The sequence below is a fragment of the Pseudomonas sp. JDS08PS003 genome (assembly GCF_045013505.1).
GTDB lineage: Bacteria > Pseudomonadota > Gammaproteobacteria > Pseudomonadales > Pseudomonadaceae > Aquipseudomonas > Aquipseudomonas protegens_B.
The window spans coordinates 5,800,101-5,820,421 of the sequence record NZ_CP120724.1 but is presented as its reverse complement, the minus strand read 5'-3'; the positions used below and the strand labels follow the sequence as shown (position 1 = coordinate 5,820,421).

General features: G+C 63.1%; 16 protein-coding genes. 5 read left to right on the top strand and 11 right to left on the bottom strand.

The window, feature by feature from the left end; translation table 11 throughout:
* The first annotated feature begins 143 nt into the window (after positions 1-143).
* Positions 144-2,486 (top strand): EAL domain-containing protein, encoded by a 2,343-nt coding sequence (locus tag P7C00_RS25800; RefSeq protein ID WP_346633983.1) that lies wholly within the window; start codon positions 144-146, stop codon positions 2,484-2,486.
* A gap of 46 nt (positions 2,487-2,532) precedes the next feature.
* Here the strand turns inward: P7C00_RS25800 and P7C00_RS25795 are convergent, their stop codons facing one another.
* Positions 2,533-2,964, bottom strand: a complete 432-nt coding sequence (locus P7C00_RS25795) for a HEAT repeat domain-containing protein (RefSeq protein ID WP_346633984.1) — start codon at positions 2,962-2,964, stop codon at positions 2,533-2,535.
* Positions 2,965-3,168: 204 nt separating this feature from the next.
* Positions 3,169-3,786: a response regulator transcription factor gene (locus tag P7C00_RS25790; RefSeq protein WP_346633985.1), complete on the bottom strand. Its 618-nt coding sequence runs from the start codon at positions 3,784-3,786 to the stop codon at positions 3,169-3,171.
* Between the two features lie 146 nt (positions 3,787-3,932).
* On the opposite strand from P7C00_RS25790, the gene P7C00_RS25785 reads away from it, so the two are divergent.
* Entirely contained in the window at positions 3,933-5,591 is a 1,659-nt protein-coding gene (locus tag P7C00_RS25785) for a hybrid sensor histidine kinase/response regulator (RefSeq protein WP_404937577.1), read from the top strand.
* Here P7C00_RS25785 and P7C00_RS25780 read toward each other — a convergent pair.
* From P7C00_RS25780 to P7C00_RS25755, 6 genes are all read right to left on the bottom strand, one after another.
* Positions 5,569-6,216: a carboxypeptidase-like regulatory domain-containing protein gene (locus tag P7C00_RS25780; RefSeq protein ID WP_404937576.1), complete on the bottom strand. Its 648-nt coding sequence runs from the start codon at positions 6,214-6,216 to the stop codon at positions 5,569-5,571. The genes P7C00_RS25785 and P7C00_RS25780 overlap by 23 nt on opposite strands.
* Positions 6,217-6,321: 105 nt before the next feature.
* Positions 6,322-6,615 (bottom strand): hypothetical protein, encoded by a 294-nt coding sequence (locus tag P7C00_RS25775; RefSeq protein ID WP_123724667.1) that lies wholly within the window; start codon positions 6,613-6,615, stop codon positions 6,322-6,324.
* 232 nt (positions 6,616-6,847) lie between these two features.
* Positions 6,848-7,168, bottom strand: a complete 321-nt coding sequence (locus P7C00_RS25770; RefSeq protein WP_404937575.1) for a hypothetical protein — start codon at positions 7,166-7,168, stop codon at positions 6,848-6,850.
* A gap of 1,314 nt (positions 7,169-8,482) precedes the next feature.
* Positions 8,483-10,903 carry a glucose/quinate/shikimate family membrane-bound PQQ-dependent dehydrogenase gene (locus P7C00_RS25765; protein ID WP_346632552.1) on the bottom strand — a complete coding sequence of 807 codons (2,421 nt, stop codon included), beginning with the start codon at positions 10,901-10,903 and terminating at the stop codon, positions 8,483-8,485.
* Positions 10,904-11,020: 117 nt separating this feature from the next.
* Entirely contained in the window at positions 11,021-12,394 is a 1,374-nt protein-coding gene (locus P7C00_RS25760; protein ID WP_404940094.1) for a carbohydrate porin, read from the bottom strand.
* A gap of 223 nt (positions 12,395-12,617) precedes the next feature.
* Positions 12,618-13,820, bottom strand: coding sequence for a benzoate/H(+) symporter BenE family transporter (locus P7C00_RS25755; RefSeq protein WP_346632551.1), 1,203 nt, complete (start codon positions 13,818-13,820; stop codon positions 12,618-12,620).
* Between the two features lie 309 nt (positions 13,821-14,129).
* Here P7C00_RS25755 and P7C00_RS25750 point away from each other — a divergent pair, with 309 nt between their 5' ends.
* On the top strand, positions 14,130-15,518 hold the full coding sequence (locus tag P7C00_RS25750; protein ID WP_404937574.1) for a PLP-dependent aminotransferase family protein: 1,389 nt from the start codon (positions 14,130-14,132) through the stop codon (positions 15,516-15,518).
* Between the two features lie 65 nt (positions 15,519-15,583).
* Here the strand turns inward: P7C00_RS25750 and P7C00_RS25745 are convergent, their stop codons facing one another.
* Complete coding sequence (locus tag P7C00_RS25745) at positions 15,584-17,623, bottom strand: TonB-dependent receptor (RefSeq protein WP_404937573.1); 2,040 nt, start codon at positions 17,621-17,623, stop codon at positions 15,584-15,586.
* Positions 17,624-17,886: 263 nt separating this feature from the next.
* Between P7C00_RS25745 and P7C00_RS25740 the strand changes: the two genes are divergently transcribed.
* The gene (locus P7C00_RS25740; protein ID WP_016966714.1) at positions 17,887-18,117 is read left to right on the top strand and encodes a VF530 family DNA-binding protein; all 231 of its coding nucleotides are present in this window, start codon (positions 17,887-17,889) and stop codon (positions 18,115-18,117) included.
* 8 nt (positions 18,118-18,125) lie between these two features.
* Positions 18,126-18,794: a Pr6Pr family membrane protein gene (locus P7C00_RS25735; RefSeq protein WP_346632548.1), complete on the top strand. Its 669-nt coding sequence runs from the start codon at positions 18,126-18,128 to the stop codon at positions 18,792-18,794.
* A 152-nt stretch (positions 18,795-18,946) separates the two neighbouring features.
* Here P7C00_RS25735 and P7C00_RS25730 read toward each other — a convergent pair whose 3' ends face one another.
* The gene (locus P7C00_RS25730) at positions 18,947-19,732 is read right to left on the bottom strand and encodes a siderophore-interacting protein (protein WP_346632547.1); all 786 of its coding nucleotides are present in this window, start codon (positions 19,730-19,732) and stop codon (positions 18,947-18,949) included.
* The gene (locus P7C00_RS25725; RefSeq protein ID WP_404937572.1) at positions 19,729-20,301 is read right to left on the bottom strand and encodes a PadR family transcriptional regulator; all 573 of its coding nucleotides are present in this window, start codon (positions 20,299-20,301) and stop codon (positions 19,729-19,731) included. Before P7C00_RS25725 ends, P7C00_RS25730 begins: the two co-directional genes overlap by 4 nt.
* Between the last annotated feature and the right edge of the window lie 20 nt (positions 20,302-20,321).

The following is a 20,321-nucleotide window of genomic DNA, read 5'->3' as shown; positions in this document are numbered from 1 at the left end:
TGAAGATGGCATTTATTTGACGCGCGCATTCAGCTTCTTAGAGGGATGGGTATGAAGAACGGATTTTTCAGCTCCCGGCGGCCGTCACCCGCGCTGGTACTTTCCCGGCTCGGCGGGCGATCGGAGTGGATGAGAGCAGCCCTATGAAGTGGCGCCTAACCTTTCAGGCAAGGATTGTCGGGGTGCTGGCGCTGTTGCTGTTGGTACTGATTGGCGCGGTGTATTTCGCGGTGAAGACTGCCACCACCCAGGCAGTGGAGAAGCAGGCGCAACTGCAATTGAAGATCGGCACTCGAGTGTTCGAGCGCCTGCTGGACCTGCGGGGCCGCAACCTGCAATACGGTGTCGACTGGCTGGTGGTGGATTCGGAGTTTCGTCGTGCTGTGGTCAGCGGCAAACCGGTGGACATTCTTGCGTCCCTGGCCCAGCACCGTGGGGGCATCCGTTCCAGCGAGATGTTCGTGCTCAGCCCCGAGGGGCGAGTCATCGCCAGCACTCTGGCGGAGATTGCCCGGGACCAGCCTTTTCCCTACGACCGGGCGCTGCGTCGAGCGCTGCGGCACAACACCCACATGTTGTTCGTTGCGATCAAGGGCCGTCCCTATCTGCTGGTGCAAGGCGAAGTGTTGGAGTCGCTGCCCATTGCCCGGGTAGTGATGGGCTTTCCCATGGACGAGCTGTTCGCCCGGGAACTGCGTTCCATGAGCAACCTTGAAGTGTCATTCCTGACCGTCGACGGCGAGCACCCCGGAGAGTTGTTCAGCACCCAGCCGGAGTTCTTCTGGTCACCGATCATCAATGTCCTGCGTGATTCTTTGTGGCAGTCCCTGCCGCAGATGAGCGAAGCCCATGGCCAGCGCTTTCTCAACCAGGCACTGCAACTGGCCAATACCGGGGATGCCGACGATCCGCGGGTCATGGCCTTGCTGCAAAGTCCTCTGGAACAAGCACTGCAAGCCTTCGCGCCACTGGACCGGGAGTTCCTGTGGATCGCCATGGTGGCGCTGGTGATTTCCCTGGCCTTCGCCCTGCTGATGGCTCGGCGGGTTTCGAGGCCTCTGGAAGACCTGGCCCAGGCCGCCCGACGCATCGGTGCCGGCAACTATCAGGCCACGGTGGCCATCAAGCGCAGCGACGAATTCGGCGTGCTGGCCGATGCCTTCAACGCCATGCAAAGTGCCATTGCCACCCGTGAGCGGCAACTGGCCCACAACGCCCTGCATGACGCCCTGACCGGGCTGCCGAATCGGGCTCTGGCCATCGAGCGTCTGAGCCAGGCCATCGCTGCCCGGCGCAATGTGGTGTTGCTGTACCTGGGGATCGACAACTATCGGGCGATCAACGAAGGCTTCGGCACTGAAGGGCTGGAGCAGATGATGAGGGAGCTGAGCCGGCGGCTGCGTGAAGTGCTGTCCCAGGGCGATACCGCCGCGCGGATCACCGCCAGCGAGTTTCTCCTGCTGCTGGAAAACACCGAGCTCGATGGCGCCATTGCCATGGCCGACCGCCTCCATGGCTTGTTGAGCCGACCCCAGCTGATCCAGGGCGATGAGGTGCGGCGCCAGATCTGCATGGGCATGGCGGTGTATCCCGTCGACGGCAAGTCCGCCGAAGAATTGATCAGCCGTGCGGCGATCGCCCGCCACGATGCATCGCTCAACCCCGGTTACCTGCAGGTCTACCAGCAAGACCGCGACCTGGCTCATCAGCGGCAGATCAGCTTGATCCGTGATCTGCGTCGTGCCGCCGCCGAAGGCGAACTGTTCCTGCTGTATCAGCCCAAGCTGGATCTGCGTCGAGATTACCTGCACCAGGCCGAGGCTCTGCTGCGCTGGCAGCATCCGGTGTTCGGCGTGGTGTCGCCGGCGGAGTTCATTCCCCTGGCCGAGCGGACCGGCAGCATGCACAGCCTGACCTCCTGGGTCATCGAGGCTTGTATTCGCCAGTTGGCGGAGTGGAGTCGCCGGGCTTTGCCGGTGCGCCTGTCGCTGAATATCTCCGCCAGCGACCTGGAGGACGACGGCCTGGAAGTCCGGGTCAGCGAGTGCCTGGAGCGCTATCAGGTGGCCGCCGAGCAACTGGTGTTCGAGATCACCGAGAGCGCCATCATGCGCCATCCGGAGCAGTCGCTGGCGGTGCTGCAGCGCTTGCGTGGCTGCGGCATCAGTCTGTCGGTGGATGATTTTGGAACCGGCTATTCGTCCCTGGCCCAGTTGCAGCGTCTACCGGTGCAGGAGCTGAAGATCGACCAGTCCTTTATCCGCAACCTGGACGAAACCAGCGGTGATGCGGTAATCGTGCGCTCGACCATCGAAATGAGCCACAAGCTGGGACTCAAGGTGGTGGCTGAAGGGGTGGAGTTCGAGCATTGCCTGAAACTGCTGGAGAGCTGGGGCTGTGACACGGTTCAGGGCTACCTGATCAGCCGGCCGTTGCCCACCGAGGCTTTCGAGCGTTGGCTGTTGCGTTCACGGGTGTCCAGCTGAAGGGACTGGATGGCCGGCGGGGAGCCGGCATCCAGGTTGGGGGCTTTCAGAGGGTGGCCGACTCGGCCTTGGTCAGCAGGCTTTGCAGCTCCGGCTCGATGCCTTCTTCACTGAGGTTGTCCATGATTTCCAGGATACAGGGCGCATAGCGCTGCTCAATGGCGGCTTGCGCCCAGTCCAGCTCATAGACCGCCATGACTCGCACATCCAGGTAAGGCGAGTCTGCCAGCAGGCGTTTCAACAACGCGATGGCGGGTGCGGTTCGCAACTCGCCCAGGGAGACGGCGCAGCGGTGCTGCCAGTACTCGGGCCGGGACAGCAGTGTCTCGCCGAGTCGTTGCCATTGCGCCGGGGTAAAGGCGTGAAGCACGCCCTTGGCCACCTGTTCGGTGGTGTATTCGTTCCAGTTGGTGGCTTCCGAGTCACCGAACCAGTGGTGCAACCGATCAAATAATTCATCACGTTTATCCGTATTCATGATGTGTTTCTCCTGCGTGGGGCGGCCGCGCCAGCACGCTGTTCCTGGCGTGCCGCCCAATGCCATGGCGTTTATACAGGCGTGCCAGGACCGATGCTGCCTCATTTATGCCTGGCTTCCCAGTGTTAAAGGTGCAACCGGGTCAAACGGCCGGTGCAGCGCCGGAGGCGATTCTTTGGCATTGGTGCGCGAGCCTGTCCCGGATTACCAGGCCCCGGCGAACTTCACCGCAGCCGCTGCCCGGGAGGGCACCTTCAGGGTGTGCAGCAGGGACGAGACATGGATGCGCACGGTGAACGGCGAGATATCCAGCTCCCGGGCGATTTCCTTGTTGGTCTTGCCCTGGGCGATCAGGCGCAGCACCTCTTGCTGGCGGTTGGTCAACTGGCTGATCTCGGCACAGGCATCCAGGGGCAGCAGCAAGCCGGAAGGGGCGTACTTGACCACCACTTCGCCCTGGCGAATGGCCAGGATTGCCTGGCCGATCTCCTCCGGGCTGATGCTCTTGCCGATAAAGCCGTCGGCGCCGGCGGCCATGACTTCGCCGATCAGGTCCTGGTTGTCCACCATCGATACCACGATGATCGAGGTTCGGGGCAGCTGTCGGCGTAGGTCGGTAATCATGCTGACCGAGGTCAATCCGGGGAAACGCAGGTCGAGAATCAGCGAGTCCGGTTCCTCGCCGGTCAGGGCCAGGGTCAGCACCGCCGTCAGGTCGCCGGCCTCTTCGAGCACCGCCTCGGGTAGCAGGCGCTGGATGGTACGCAGCATGCCTTCGCGAAACAGCGGGTGGTCGTCAGCGACGATAATCCGGCATCTCATGTCTTGAAACTCCTTGAAACATCCAGTCCTGTGACCATGCTAACGTGGGTCGCGGCGTTGTAACTGCCCGCTGGTCGTGTTCGATACGCTGTTTTGCAGAGCGGCAAAAGACCACGCCAGCGCCTAATGCACAAGGAGGTGATTGCATGAAAGTTGAGAAGGACAGCGAGCTCGATCAGGCCACCCTGCGGATTATCGTGGCCAGTTGTGCCCTGGTCTGGTTTGGCTTGATCGGCTTTCTGCCGGGGCAAAGTGTCGATACCTATGTGCCGGTGATGATCTACATTTCCCTGTTCTTGCTGGGTTCGATCATCCTGCGTGCGGCCATCGCCCGCTGGCCCGGGCACTACCCGGCGCGGCGCATCCTGGGCATGGTCTACGACTACAGCGGCACCTGTTACGGCCTGGTGGTGGGCGGGGAAGGGGCGCTGCCGATCTACGCGGTGATGGTCTGGGTGAACCTGGGCAATGGCATGCGCTTTGGCTCGCGCTACCTGGCCATCGCCACCGTTCTGGCGCAGTTCGCACTGTTCATGGTCTACCTGCTGACCCCCTATTGGCAGGCCCAGCCGTACATGGTGCTGATGCTGATGATCACCAGCACGGTGATTCCGGTGTACGCCCATATCCTGCTCAAGCGCACCCGCCTGGCTTCGGAAGAAGCCATCGCCGCGAACCTGGAAAAGTCCCGTTTCCTGGCCCAGGCCAGCCACGACCTGCGCCAGCCGATTCACTCCATCGGCCTGTTTACCGCTTGCTTGCGCGAGGCCAACCTGGGGGGGGAAGAGCGGCGCTTGGTGGACAACATCGACCGTTCGCTGCTCAACGTGTCGCAGTTGTTTCGTTCGATCCTCGACCTTTACACCCTGGACAACGGGCGCGTGCAGCCCAAGTACGAAACCGTGCACCTGGGGGAGTTACTGCGGGACCTGGTGCGTCAGAACACCGAAGCGGCGCGCTGGGCCGGGGTCGAACTGCGGTTGCGGCCTTGCGCCCATTGGGTGCGGGTCGACCCGGGGTTGCTGGCGACCATGGTGCAGAACGTGCTGTCCAACTGCTTCAAATACGCTGCGGAACGGCCAGTGCTGATTGGCGTGCGCCGGCGCGGGGAGGGCCTGGCTATCGTCATCTATGACCGGGGCCGGGGCATTGCAGAGGAGCATCTGCCGAAGATTTTCGATGAGTTCTACCGGGTCCGCCAGGTACGGGACAAGGACGTCGAAGGCGTCGGCCTGGGGCTGTCCATCGTCAAACGCCTGGGGCAGTTGACCGACCTGCAGGTGACGCTCCGCTCGCGGGTCGATCATGGTACTGCCGTCAGCCTGCATGGCTTGGTTCTGGCCGCGCCGCAGCGTTTGCACGGCCGTGACGAGGCGTTGCAGAGCGGCTTGCTGACCGGGTTGCGGGTCTGTCTGGTGGAAGATGACCGCAACGTCCTGCTGGCCACCTCGGCGCTGCTGGAACGCTGGGGCTGCGTGGTCCAGGCCGAGTCGAGCGGGGAAGATCTGCTGACCGACTGCGACATCATCGTCGCCGACTACGACCTGGGCACCCGCGCCTCGGGCATCGAGTGCATCGACAGCATCCGCCAGCAGCGGGGCTGGGAAGTGCCGGCCTTGATCATCACCGGACACGACCTCGAGAAAATCCACGCCGCTCTGCACGATCGCAACATCGCCATCCTCTCCAAGCCGGTGCACCCGGTGGAACTGCGGGGCACCTTGCGGGCCCTGCGCGAGGCGCCGATGGCGTCCAGTCACAGGGCCGTGACGCAAGGGGCTGCTACCAGGTCCGGCACGGGATAAGCAGGGGGTAGTTGGTCATGGTCAGCTTCTTGTTCTCGCCACTGGCGAGCTCGACGAAGTTGTCCAGCATGCCCGAGTACGAAGAGGTCGAACTGCGCTCGGTGTAGTAGTGAGTGGTCACCGGCCCGTAGTTGGTGTTGCTCTGGCCGGTGCCCACGTACTCGTTCCAGCGACTGGTGCCGTACACACTGTCCTGGCCCTGGACGAAGTACCGGCCCGGTTGCAGGCCCGTGAACTGGAAGATGCCGTTGCCGTTGGTCCGGGTCACCCGGTGCACGGCCACGGCCTCGGGGGCCATGCTCACCGGCGCGCCCTCGGGCTGGGACCTGCGCAAGTCATGCCAGGCCTGCAAGTGCGGGGTGACCGGGTAGAGATAGATCTCCACATTGCCGCTGTTCTCGATGCCGTCGTTGCCGACGATGCAGAACTTGCCGGTGAGCGTTGCGTTGCCGGGTTGCAGGGCGGCGCGCGCGGCCTGGGTATCGAAGGGGACGGTGGGGTACTGCACGGTGGGGATCTTTACCGGCGGGTATTCGTCCAGGGTTCGTCCCTGGCGCGGCGCGCAGGCACTCAAGGCACAGGCGAGCAGGACTGTGCCTGCCACCATGAGTAAGCGGGAGTTCATGGGTTCAGAACCTTTTGAAGAAGTTGCAATGTTCGCGCGACACAGCCCTGCCATGGCGCAGGTGCCGGTGTTCGCCGCGAACCTGGGTAGTCAGGGACTGCCGGCTTACTGCTTGGTGCACTGGGCGGGGAGCGCTACTGCGCCGCCCATGGTGGCGAAGGCGACCATGCCGCCGCTGGGCAATACGCAGTCATATTCGCCGTTGCTGGTGCTGGCGGTGAAGTAGGTCTGGGACGCGTCGCTGCGTACGTTCGAGACCGTGCTCACGGGCTTGCCGAGGGTGGTCTGGGCGCGGTTCTTGAGGTCGTCGTTGCTCGGTTTGGCGATGGCGCAACCGCCCAGGGCGAGGGCCAGGATGCTGAGCAGGGTGAGAGGACGGACACTGGAATGGAGTTTCATGATGAATCTTCCTTGGTGTTGTTGTGTTTTCAACGGCGCAGCCGCTCCCGACACCGCAGAACGGCGGTGTTGGGGGAGAGCGGGTGGTTGCTTGGCACTATATCGCCCGGGTGGGGGAGGGTCGATTAGCACAAATGGGCTAATGTCGCTTTGCAATTACGAGGCGCAGGGGGCGCGGGGATCAGGGCCGCTTGATGGGCCCGGCGGGGCGCTGCCGGGCCCGGCTCAGGGGTCAGGTGAGCAGTTGTTCCTGCAGGCGCCGGCCCAGTACGTCGAGCAGGTCGCAGCCGTCGCGCAGGGGGATGACGCACAGTTGAGCGAAGTCCTGGAGCAGGGCGGGATTGCTCTGCAGGTTGTCGTGGCTGGCGATGTTTTCCAGCAACTGCGTGGCCGCGCGGATGCGGTGGGCGGCGGCTTCGTGGAGGGCGTCCAGCGGGGCCTGGGTGTCTACCAGCAGGGTGGGGATGTTGTAGTCGTTGCTGGTGAGGGGCATGTAGTGCTCCACGTTTTTATCCACTGTATCGATGGGTGGATCGGGTGTGATTTTCTTCATTGGTCTGCTTCCTAACGTATGAGTCGGAGTCGCCAAAAATCACTTCCACGTAATTAGGTGGCGGCTGTACGCAGGTGTGGAAGACCGGGACGTTAGGCACCCGGCGCACTCAAGAGTGCCCCGCGCACAGCCACCATAAGTGCAGGCTACAAACATGCCTGGCGGTTGCTGGTGCTTTGCGCGCCTAACGATATAGGGGCTTCCACACCCCTGTCACTGAATTTGCAATGACCCCCAGACCTTAAGGGCATCGCCTTGGAGGGACAAGGTGATGCAATTGGACGCGAGTTGTAGGAATTTTCGGTGACCGCGGTTTGAGGGGAAGGGGGGGAGGGTTTGCTCTTGATCGGCGGGGAAGCAGTCGTAAAACCGGGATCTTTTTGTGTACATATCCGTTGCTGCGGGTGTGGCGGCTGGCGGTTTCGCCCTTACGGCGAGTCCCTTTTTACAAACGCCTAAAAAGGAACCAAAAACGCTTGCCCCTCCATGGGCCCCTCGCTGAGGCTCGGGGTGCCCTCGCTCCGGCATTGCTCCGGGGGCCCGCCGCCAACCGGCCATCCATGGCCGGGTGGCGGCTAGCTCGGCATCCTTGCCGAGCTGCCCCCTACGCAACGCCTACGCTCGGCCGGCTGGGAAGGGGCCTGAAGATCAAGATCAAGATCAAGATCAAGAGCAAGAGCCAAGCGCGTATTACGCGCTGTCCGTAGGAGCCGGCTTGCCGGCGAAAGGGCCCGTGAGACATGCATCGCCTGGGCGGACGCCTTCGCTGGCAAGCCAGCTCCTACACGGGGGGCGGTACACACCGCTCCAGCTTCAGGCCGGCCGCAAGGCCGCCGTCGCGCTCTTGATCTTGATCTGAACGCCCCGTTAACCACGATGGCCGAACGCAGGCATTGAGCCGTGGGTAACCCGGCAGGGATGCCGGGTTAGCCGCCACCCGGCCATGGATGGCCGGTGGCGGCGGCCCACGGATCAATGCCGGAGTTCGGGCATGCCGAGCCTAGGCGAGGCACCGAGTGGAGGGGCAGAGCGTTTTGCTTACTTTTGCGCTGTTCAAAAGTGAGCCGCTGTAAGAGCGGAACCGCCAGTAGCCACACCCGCAGCAACGGATATGTACCCAAACCCCGCTGTAAGAGCGGAACCGCCAGCCGCCACACCCGCAGCAACGGATATGTACCCAAACCCCGCTGTAAGAGCGGAACCAATATCCGCCACCCCCGCAGCACCGGATATACACACCATCCCCTCTACCCAGAACACAAAAAAAAGCGGCTACCCCAAGGTAGCCGCCCCTTTCACCCCTGCCGGTAAAACTTATTCCGACAGTTTGTAGGCAATGATGTAGTCGCCCATCTTGGTGCCCAGGGAGCCGTGGCCGCCCACGACCACCAGGACGTATTGCTTGCCGTCCTGGCCGGTGTAGCTCATCGGCGTGGCCTGGCCGCCTGCTGGCAGGCGGGATTTCCACAGTTCCTTGCCGTTTTTCACGTCATAGGCGCGGATGTACTGGTCCAGGGTGCCGCTGAGGAAGCCCACGCCACCGCCGGTGACCATGGAGCCGCCCATGCTCGGTACGCCGATTGGCAGGCCGATCGGGATCGGCGAACTGTCGCGGCTGGTGCCGTTTTTGTGCTTCCACACCACTTTGTTGGTGGTCAAGTCGATACCGGCCACATAACCCCAGGCCGGCGCTTGGCACGGTACGCCCAGAGGCGACATGAACGGATGCATGATCACTGCGTAAGGCGCGCCAGTGTTGGGTTGCACGCCCGAGGTCTCGCTTTCGCGCTTGCTGCCGGCGGCCACTTCGGCACGCGGCACCAGCTTGGAAACGAAGGCCATGTAGTTCGGGCTGGTGAACAGCAGCTGGCGCACAGGGTCCAGCGAGACGCTGCCCCAGTTGAACACGCCGACGTTGCCCGGGTAGATCAGGCTGCCCTGCACCGACGGCGGGGTGTACTGGCCTTCATAGCGCAGTTCCTTGAACTGGATGCGGCACAGCATCTGGTCGAACGGCGTGGCGCCCCACATGGCCTTTTCGTCCAGTGGTGGTGGCAGCAGGTTCAGGTCCGAGCGGGCCTGGGTTGGAGCGGTGTGGTCACCTTCGACTGCGCCGGTCGGGGCCGGTACTTCACGGATCGGCACGATCGGGGTGCCGTCGCGACGGTCCAGCACATACAGGCTGCCTTGCTTGGTCGGCTGGATCAGCGCCGGCTTGACGCCGTCCGCGGTCTTCATGTCGAGCAGGGTCGGCTGGCTACCGACGTCCATGTCCCACAGGTCGTGGTGGGTGAACTGGTAGTTCCAGCGCAGCTTGCCGGTGTCGATGTCCAGGGCCACGGTGCCGGCGCTGAATTTCTCGGCGCCCGCAGTGCGGTTGCCGCCCCATTGGTCAGGCATCTGGTTGCCCAGTGGCAGGTAGACCATGCCCAGTTTCTCGTCGACGCTGGCCAGGGACCACATGTTCGGCGAGTTGCGGGTGTAGGTCTTGCCTTCTGGCAGGGGAGCGGTTTCGTCGGGGTTGCCCGAATCCCAGTTCCACACCAGGTGACCGTCGTGCACGTCGAAGGCGCGAATCACGCCGGACGGTTCGTTGGTCGATTCGTTGTCGGTGACGTGACCGCCGATGATCACCAGATTGCGGGTGATGGCCGCTGGCGAGGTGGAGTAGTAGCCACCCGGAGTGAACGGGCCGATACCGGCCTTGAGGTCCACGGCGCCTTTGTTGCCGAAGTCTTCACAGACTTTACCGGTGTCGGCGTTGATGGCGATCAGGCGTGCATCGGCGGTGGGCAGGAACAGGCGACGCGGGCAGCTGGCGGCGATGGCCTGGCCCGCTGGGGACAGGGTGGCCGGTTGGCTGATGGCGTCGGTGTTCTTGAAGTTGGCTTCGTCGTAGTACGACACGCCACGGCAGGTCATGTGCGCCCAGCCACGGAAATCGTCGCCGTTGGGGCCCTGGATCTGCGGGTCGAAGCGCCAGATTTCCTTGCCGGTATCCGGGTCCAGAGCCAGCACCTTGCTGTGGGCGGTGCAGGCATAGAGCTTGCCGTTGACCTTCAGCGGGGTGTTCTGGTTGGTGATTTCTACCGGGTCCTTGGCAGTCGGCATGTCGCCGGTGCGGATGCGCCAGGCTTCCTGCAGCTTGCCGATGTTGGCCGGGGTGATCTGCTTCAGCGGCGAGTAGCGGTCACCGAACTCGGTGCGGCCGTAGGCCTGCCAGTCACCATCAGGGATGGCCGGCGCGGTGCTGGTCATGTCGGCGCTGTCGCGACCCAGGTCGCCGGAGATTTCCCCAGGGTTAGTGAACTGGCTGCCGATGGCAGCGCCACCGGCCAGGACCACGGCCACGCTCAGGGCCGCAGTGCCCATCGGTGCCGGGCCATCGCGCAGCAGCGGACGACGGAACCAGGGCAGCAGCAGGACCACGCCAAGGGCGAACCACAGGGACAGGCGTGGCACCAGCTGCCACCAGTCCAGGCCGATTTCCCACAGCGACCAGACGGTACTGGCGAACAGTACCAGGGCATAAAGACCCAGCGCAGCGCGTTTGCCGGCCAGCAGCAGAAGGCCGGTCAGCGTCAGGCCGATACCGGCCAGGACGTAGTACAGCGAGCCGCCGAGCATGCTCAGCTTGATCCCCCCGGCCAGCAAGGCCAGGCCCATTAGCAGCAGCAAGATTCCGAGCAGGCTTGGCAGCAAGCGGCTCGGACTTGAAGCACCCTCAGTGCTCATAGTGTGGTTCTCCGTGACGTTAAGAGTGTTCCCGCGCATGTTCACTGTAGATGACGATCAGGCGCGGGCTTGGTTCAGCTGAAAACTGTGAATGGCGTGGTTTTTTGCCTCGCGGCTTCAGAACGAACTCTGGATCTTGATCCCGCCGATCAATGCGTCGTCCACCTGGCTGACGCCACCGGGATGACGGATGTATTGCAGGTTGGGGCGTACGGTCAGCCAGTTGGCCAGGTGCACGCCGTAGTACAGCTCGGCGCTGTATTCAGTGTCCTGGGGCGGCAGGTAGCCCGGGTTGTCGTAGTCGTAGATCGCGCGGGCCTGGTTGCGGGCCTGGGCGTTCTTGCGGTACGCCGGGTTGACGTGGACCCGGGCCAGGGCAAAGCCGATGTCGTCCTTGGCGCGGGCATCGAACAGGCCTTTGTAGACCAAACCGGCCTGGACGTAGTTGTCGATGGCGTTGGTCTTTTTGTCATGGGCGGTGACGTTGGCGAACAGGCTCAGGCCGCGGGAGTGGTCGCTGGCCAAGCTGGTGACTTGCTGTTGTGCGCCGAACCACAGGCCGTGCTTGCTCGAGCTGCTGCGGTAGGCTTCGCCGCTCAGGGCCGCGCTCTGGCCGTTGCTGTCCTTGTACACGTCGCTGGCCTTGGCGCTGCTGTAGTAGTAGCCGGCGCGGTACTCACCGGCCAGGCCGTTGAGCTTGGGGGTCCACACCAGTTCCACCGGCAACAGGGTGCCCTGGGTGCCACTGCCGCTGAGCTTGAAGCCGTTGTCGCGGTCCAGGTTCGACGGGTTCTGCTCATAGGCGCCGATCTGCGCGTAGACCTCTGGGGTCAGGTGGTATTTGACCCGCAGCGCCCACTGGCTCACCGGCCAGTTGTACCAGACGCTGCCGGCCCAGTTGCCCACCTGGGAGCCGCAGAACGCCAGGTTCTGGAAGTCGCAGGGGAAGCTGTTGAAGTCTTCGCCCTGGCCGAAGCGTCCGGCTTTGATGTCGAGTTTCTGGTCGAAGAATTTCTGCTGGTACCACATCTGGGTCAGGCGCCAGGTCTGGCCGCGGCCCCAGACTTCTTGGGCCGAGGTGAAGCCGCCGACCCGAGGGTCGTTGATCCGGTCGTCGCTGATGTTGTTGCCGTCGCGCTTGGTTACCGTCAACTGGAACTCGGCGTCATCCCAGCCGAGGATCTTCTGCAGGTCCAGGTGGCTGCCGAAGGCGAACTGATCGCTGTAGCGCGCGGTACGGTCATGGTCGTAGCCGCCATGCAGGTTGGCGCCCATTTCGCCGACGTAGTCGACCTTGAACTCGTAACCCTTGTTGGCCAGTTCCGTGCGTGTGCCATTCCAGTCGCCGAGCATCCAGGGCGAGTCGCTGTCGAAGGCCGGTGCGGCCTGGGCGCAGGCGGCAAACCCCAGGGCGCCGATCAGGCTCAGGGTCTTGGGCAGGGCGACGGGAGTCAGGACAGCGCTGTCTTTTAGGCGCTGGAAAGTAGGCATAGGCATTCGAGTCAGGTCTTTTTCTAGGAATAGGCAGAAGCAAGGGCGGGCTGCGTGGCCTTGATCACGCTGGATCGAGGGGGCATGCCGCTGATTTCAAAAGGAAAGATGAAGCGTTTCAGCTTCAGGGTGCGAAGGATAAAGCGCCGTCTCATCAAGAGAAAGCGCTTTTATTGACATGAACAGTTTTGGATTCGGTAACAGTAATCGGGCCCATTCGGGGTCAGCGCGGCGTGGCTGCCTCGGCGAGGGCTTGTTTCTGCCGGGTATAGCTCAGGGCGAAGTGCGCCACCAGGCCGAAGATCAGCCCCCAGAACGCCGCGGCCAGCCCCAGGAAGCTCATGCCCGAAGCGGTCACCAGAAAGGTGATCAGGGCCGCTTCACGCTGTTTCTCATCGGCCATGGCACCGCTCAGGCCGGCGCTGATGGCACCGAACAGGGCAAGACCGGCCAAGGCGGCGATCAACTCCTTGGGCAGGGCGGCGAAGACCGAGGCCAGGGTGGCGCCGAAGATGCCCATGAACAGATAGAACAGGCCGCAGGCAATCCCGGCGATGTAGCGTTTGTCCTTGTCTTCGTGGGCTTCGCGACCGGTGCAGATGGCTGCGGTGATGGCGGCGAGGTTGATGCCATGGGAGCCGAACGGCGCCAGCAGTACCGAGGTGATGGCGGTCCAGGACACGATCGAGCGCGCCGGAGTGTTGTAGCCGGCGCTGCGCATCACCGCCATGCCCGGAACGTACTGTCCGGTGAGGGTCACCAGGGCCAGGGGCAGACCGATGTTGATGATGGCGTGCCAGCTCCATTCGGGGGCGATGAAGATCGGCTGGGCCACCGCCAGGGTAATGGCGCCGCCGTTGAACTCGCCGAGGCCGGCGGCCACGGCGCAGCCCACCAGCAGTACCGCCAGAATCGCATAGCGTGGCGACAGGCGCTTGCCCAGCAGGTAGGCGGCGATCATCGCCAGTACCAGGACCGGTTGCAGGGTGACTGAGGTGAACAGTCCGGCGCCGAAGCGGAACAGGATGCCCGCCAGCATGGCGGCGGCAATGGCTTTGGGCAGGCGGCTCATGAGTTTGTCGAAGGCCCCGGACAGCCCGACCACGGCAATGATCAGCGAGGCGACTATATAGGCGCCTATGGCTTGGGGCAGCGACACCGTGGGCAGCATCGACACCAGCAGCGCCGCGCCCGGAGTTGACCAGGCGGTGATCACCGGCACCTTGAGGCGCCAGCTCAGCAGCAGGCCGGTGAGGCCGCTGCCGATGGAGATGGCCCAGATCCAGGACGACACCTGATCGCTGGGCAAGTGGGCTTCGCGGGCGGCCTGGAACACGATGATCAAGGGGCCGGCGTAGGAAATGATCACGGCGATCAGGCCGGCAATCACGGCGGAGAGGGACAGGTCCTTTCTGAGACTGTGCATGGCATCTCGACTGGCGTGGGTGAGAGAAGGATTGAATCGATTGGGTTGGCGATGGTTGAGTGTATTTCAATGAATTGAATCGATTCAATTGTTTCTCAAGAAAGATTTCTCTGGGAAGTCCTTTGTTTATGTATAAGTGACTGATTTAAAACTATTTATATTGATCATGAATAAAGCTTTCGAGTCGCCTGCAGTTTTTTATTTGTCTTTTGATCGAATCAATAGCTCGATTGAGTCGATGTTAAAGGCGAGTGCAAGCCTGTGATATGCTCCGGTCCACTTCAAAGCAGCCGATGGTGATCAGCCTCCATGTGGGTTCCCCAGTTAAGCGAGTTCAATCAGCCGGTTTACCTGTCCATCGCCGACGCCCTGGCGCGGGACATCGGCAGCGGCCTGTTGAACGACGGTGACCGCTTGCCGACCTTGCGCGAGCTGGCGGTGACCCTCAACGTCACCCCTGGCACCGTCAGTCGTGCCTACAGCGAAGCCCAGCGTCGTGGTCTGGTGCAGGGAGAGGTGGGGCGCGGTACTTATGTGCTGGCGCAACCGCCGCTGGAGTTGCCGGAAGGTTCCAGCGCACCTTCGCTGTCCCTGGGGCAGTCCGAAGCCCTGGATCTGTCGATCATCAAGCCCTACAGCGAAACCCTGGAGTACTGGTTGCGCGGCGCGTTGGTGGGCATGGCCCGCAGCAGCGACTTCGGCCGTGCCCTGGACTACGCCCCCGACGGTGGTCATCCGGCTCATCGTGAAGCCGGTGCCCAGTGGCTGCGCCACTCCTTGCCCGAAGCCCATTGGCAACAGGTGGTGATGACTGCCGGCGCCCAGCACGGGTTGCTGGTGGCTATCAGCGCCTTGAGCAATGCCGGCGATCTGGTGCTCTGCGAATCATTGACCTACCCGGGCATCATCTCCGTGGCCCATGGCCTGGAGCGGCGCCTGCGGGGCGTGGCGATGGACGCTGAGGGGATGATTCCCGAGGCCTTGCGCGAGCAGTGCCTAAGGGAAAAGCCGGCGCTGCTGGTGTGCGTCGCCAGTTGCCAGAACCCCACCACGGCGATCATGTCACCCCAGCGCCGGGCGCAGATTGCGGCGATTGCCGAAGAGTTCGACTTCCTGATCATCGACGACGATATCTACGGCTTTCTCGCCACCGATCCGTCGATCAAACCGCTTTCCAGCTATGCGCCGCAGCGTTCGGTGTACCTCACCAGTCTGTCCAAGGCGATCATGCCGGCGTTGCGTGTGGGCTATCTCTACAGCCCGCCCAAGTTGCTGTCGCGGCTGAGCTCGATGGTCCGTAGCAGTGTGTGGATGCCGTCGCCGCTGACCGCGCAACTGGCCAGCAATGTGATTGTCGAGGGATTGGACCGCAAGCTGGTACAGACCCAGCGTAACGAAGCGGCAGCGCGCCAGGCGATTGCCCGGGAAGTGTTTGCCGGTCTGGAGATCCAGACTCAGCCCCACAGCTATCACCTGTGGCTGACCTTGCCGGAGCCCTGGACTGGCGATGAGTTCGCCACCCTGGCCCGAGCCAATGGAGTGCTGGTGATGAGCGGCAGCCAGTTCCAGGTGGAACGCGGTGCCAGCTCCCGTTGTGTGCGGGTGGTGCTGATGTCGCCTACGACCCAGGACGAGTTGCGTTTTGCCCTGACCCAGTTGGCCAGCTTGATCGAGGCTGACCCGCGACGTTATTGCTGAGACCGCTTTCGCCGGCAAGCCGGCCCCTACAGATCCGTGTAGGAACCGGCTTGCCGGCGAACGGTTTAAAAGGTGGTACGCAATCCCACTTCCACACTGCGCCCGGCAGCCGGCGCGATATCCCGCAGGATCGAACTGGCGTAGCGCACGGTCTGGTTGGTCAGGTTCTCGCCTTTGACGAAGGCCAGCCACTGGCTACGGCCAATGTCGAAGCGATAGCCGGCGCTGGCACCAAAGGTGGTGTAGCCATCGGTGCTGCTTTCGTGGTCCGGCACTCGGCCCTGGCCGGCGGCATGCTGGACATCCAGGCGTGCTTGCCAGCGATCCAGTTCCCATAGCAGGCCGCTGTTCAGGCGCAGCGGAGCAATGCGTGGCAGGTCCTGGCCATTGTCGAGGTTCTTGGCCCGGGTGTAGTCGCCGGACAGCTCCAGGGCGAACTTGCCGTAGGCGCTTTCTCCCAGGTTCCAGCGGTCCTGGGCTTCGATCCCGGTGAAGCGTGCCCGTACTCCGGAATAGGCGTATTCCGCAATTCCGTCTGCATCTTCTTCCCCTTCATCGTTGAGGGTTCGGCCCGTGCCCAGCAAGCCGATGTAGTTGGAGAAGTGGCTGTAGAACACCCCGACGCTGCCTTTGTGGGTGCCGTTGTCGAAGCGCAGGGCCAGGTCGCTGGACACGGCCTTTTCCTTGGACAGCTTGGCGTTGCCCAGCTCATAGGTGCCTGTGGCGACGTGGGCGCCGTTGGCATACAGCTCGTAGAAGGTCGGAGCGCGTTCGGTGTAGCCCAGGGTGGCGGCCAGGGACCAGACCGGCGTCAGGGTATAGACCGCACCGGAGGACAGGCTGCCGGCAGTAAAGCTGCTGGACTTATTGGCCTGGGCAAAACGTTCGTTGCCTTTGCCGTCCGGGTCCACGGTGGTGTGTTCCAGGCGTCCGCCAAGGCTGAGTCTCAGGCGCTCGGTGGCTTGCAGTTCTTCAAGAATGAACAGTGCGCCGCTGTTGGTATCGGTCTTCGGCACGAAGGCTTCTTCACCCAGGGCGGAAAACTCGTTGCGATTGACCTGGGCACCGACCACGCCTTCCAGCGGGCCGATGGGCAGATGACGGGCCTCGACTCGCGCCTCGTAGCCCTTGTTCTTGAAGGTGGTGCCGGTTTCTCCGCCTTCGATCTCCCGGTGTTCATAGTCGGTGTAGCCGGCGTTGAACTTGAGCGAGCTGAACGGGCCCTGCAGGTTGCGCAGCTCCGAGGCAAAGGCGTAGTGATCCTGCTTCATGCGGATACGCACGTCGTCTTCGGCGGGGGAGCCGTAGTTGGAGTCGTAGTTGCTGTAGGACAGGCCGGCATAACCGTCGTCCCAGGTGTAGGAGCCGCCGATGGCGCCGCCGTCCTGGCGACCGTCGCTGTTGCCCAGGCGGCCTTTCTTGCCGTCGCCATCTTCGCTCGCCGGCGCGTGGCGGCTGCGGGCGTAGCCGGGAATCTTCAGGTCATTGAACTGCCGGGAGTTGGCGTCCAGGTGCAGGGCGAAGGTACCGTCGCCGGCTTCCAGTTTTCCGGCGCTGCTGCGGGTGGTGGCGGCGCCGCCGTAGCGCAGTTCACCGGCACCGTGAATGCCCTCGATGGCTTCGGTGGGAATGCGGTTGTCGAAGCTGTTGATGACCCCGCCAATGGCGTTGCCGCCGTACAGCAAGGCTGCCGGGCCACGAACGATTTCGATACGTTCGACGTTGACCGGGTCCAGGGGTACGGCGTGGTCGTAGGACAGCGACGAGGCATCCAGGGCGCCGACGCCATTTTGCAGGATGCGGATGCGGTCGCCGTCCAGGCCACGAATCACCGGGCGGCTGGCGCCGGGACCGAAGTAGGACGAGGACACGCCCGGCTGCTTGTTCAGGGTTTCACCGAGGCTGCCTTTCTGTTCCAGGGTCAACTGCTCGCCTTCCAGCACGGTGGTCGGTGCGGCCAGTTGGGTACTGCCCAGAGGATTGGCGGTGATGACTTGCTGGGGCAAATCCAGGGCCTGGGCCTGGGAAGCAATCAGCAAGGCGGCGGACAGCGGCGACAGGCGCCACAGTAAAGAGCGGGAAGGGCGAGGGACTGAGAGGGACATCGGTCATTCCTTGGCAAGCGTTGCGCAGCGCGCTTTGAGTCAGAAAACAGGCGGGACACGGGGGTGCCCAGGATGCAGGTGAGTTGTTATTGATTGATACAATATAACATCTCTTTTATTTCAAAAAGCCAGGAACTTTTTGCTTCTCATGCTCAAGCACCGTGGTTGCCGACGGCGGCTACAGTTAAAACAGCGCTCTGGCGTGGGCGCATGCCCTCGGCTAAGGTGCGCGGCTTCCTCATCTTTCTCCCCGAAGGCCTGGCATGACCGATACCCAAACCGACCCGCTGCATGGCGTGACCCTGGAACAGATCCTCAAGGCGCTGGTGGAACACTACGAATGGTCGGGGTTGGCCGAGCGCATCGATATCCGTTGCTTCAAGAGTGATCCGAGCATCAAGTCGAGCCTGACCTTCCTGCGCAAGACGCCCTGGGCACGGGAAAAGGTCGAGAAGCTCTACGTGAAGTTGCAGCGCACCAAGCGTCCGCTCTGAGGAATTCCATGACCGGTGTATCGCTGCAGAGGCTGTTCAGCCGACGCGGGCTGATCGCCATTGCCGCAGTGTTGGGTTGGCTGGGGCTGACGGTTCAGCTGTACTTGATCCTGTTGCTGCGCTGGGAGGCCGGTGCCAGCCTGCTGGGCGGGCTGGTGAACTTCTTCAGTTTCTTCACCGTGCTCAGCAATACCCTGGTGGCCAGTGTGCTGACCTGTGCCCTGAATCTGCGGATTTCCCGGGGGCAGGCGTTCATGCTGCGTGCGCCGGTCAGTGGCGCGGTGGCGGCGAGCATTGTCCTGGTGGGGTTGGCCTACAGCCTGCTGTTGCGTCACCTGTGGCATCCCCAGGGCTGGCAATGGCTGGCGGACGAGCTGCTGCACGACGTGATGCCGGTGCTGTTCCTGATCTATTGGTGGTGCTGTGTGCCCAAGGGGCGGCTGCGGCTGAGGCACATCGGCTTATGGATGCTTTACCCGATGCTGTATTTCGCCTATCTGCTCTTGCGCGGGGATTTGCTGGGGTTGTACCCCTATCCCTTTATTGCCGTGGACAAGCTCGGCTACCCCCAGGTGTTGCTCAATGCCCTGGGCATATTGGCGGGATTCGTCCTGGTGTCGCTGCTGTTGCTGGGCCTGGATCGCTGGCTGGGCAAACACCCTCCGCAACCCCGCTAGGCACCGGCTTGCCGGCTTGAAATCGCTTTCGCTGGCAAGCCAGCTCCTACAAGGGAAATGCATTCCCGGCCATCTCGTAGGAGCCGGCTTGCCGGCGAAGGGGCCCTTGAGAACGCCTTCGCTGGCAAGCCAGCGCCTACTGTGAGGCGGGGTTATTCTTCTTCGCTGCCGTCCAGGCGCCAGTAACCGGCGGCCTTGACGAACTCGTCGTTGAGCCGGTGCTCATCCAGCAGCACTCGACGAACCTGGCGCGAGACCTTGCTCTCGGTGGCCACCCAGGCGTACAGCTTGCCTTGCGGGACCTGCAATTGACGCACAGTGCTGATCAGGTCCTGCCCGCCGCCATCACGTTCCACCCAGATCACCTCGATCTCGGCGGCGCTGTGCAGTGCCTGGCGCTCGGCTCGATCCTGAACCTCGATCACCGCCAATACCTGGCGTCCGGCCGGCAGTTCTTCCAGGCGTCGGGCAATGGCCGGCAGTGCGGTTTCGTCACCGATCAGCAGGTAGCTGTCGAAGATGTCCGGCACGACCATCGAACCTCGCGGCCCGCCGATGTGCAGGTACTGCCCCGGCTTGGCCTGTTCGGCCCAAGTTGAGGCGGGGCCGTCGCCATGGAGCACGAAGTCGATGTCCAGCTCGCCCTGTTCCAGGTCGTAGCGGCGTGGGGTGTAGTCGCGCATGGCGGGCATCGGACCGCTGTCCTTGCCCGGGCCCAGCACCAGGGTTTCCAGGGCGGCTTGCTGTTCGGCGTTCTGCGGAAACAGCAGCTTCACATGGTCGTCGCTGCCCAGGCTGATGAAGCCGGCCAGCTCAGGCCCGCCGAGGGTGATGCGGCGCATGCGCGGGGTCAGGTCGACAACGCGCAAGACTTCCAGGCGCCGGCGCTTGATCTCGTGCATGACCCGGTGAATGGATGGCTCTGGGGTTGCAGTCATTCGGATTTCTCCTGGGCAGTGTGGCTGACAGGACCATCGACAATGGCCTTGGCGGTGTTGTTCAGCAGGTCGCGTACCCGGAGGATTTCTTCCGGGCTCCAGCGGCCATGGTGCATTTGCAGGGCGTGGCGCAGGTTGTGCACCGCCTCATGAATTTCCGCGGGGCGGTCGTGGCCGCGCAGGGAACGCTTGCTGACCTCGATGCGCATGCGCACGCCGTCCAGGGCAATGGCCTGCTCCTGAAGGGAAAGACGACCGGCGTCGGTGACGCTGTAGCGTTTTTTTCCGCCTTCGGCGTCGCCCTGGATCATTTCGCTTTCTTCCAGGAAGGTCAGGGTCGGATAGATCACTCCGGGGCTCGGGCTGTAGGCGCCGTCGAACATGCCTTCGATCTGGCGGATCAGGTCGTAGCCGTGGCAGGGCTGCTCGGCGATCAACGCCAGCAGCAGCAACTTCAAATCGCCGGGGGCAAACACCCGGGGGCCGCGGCCGCCGCGTTCACGAGCGGGACGGCGCTCGAAACTGTCGTGGCCGTCACCGTGTTCGCGGTGGTGAGGATACTCTCTCATTTTCTCTTTCTCCTGTTCGA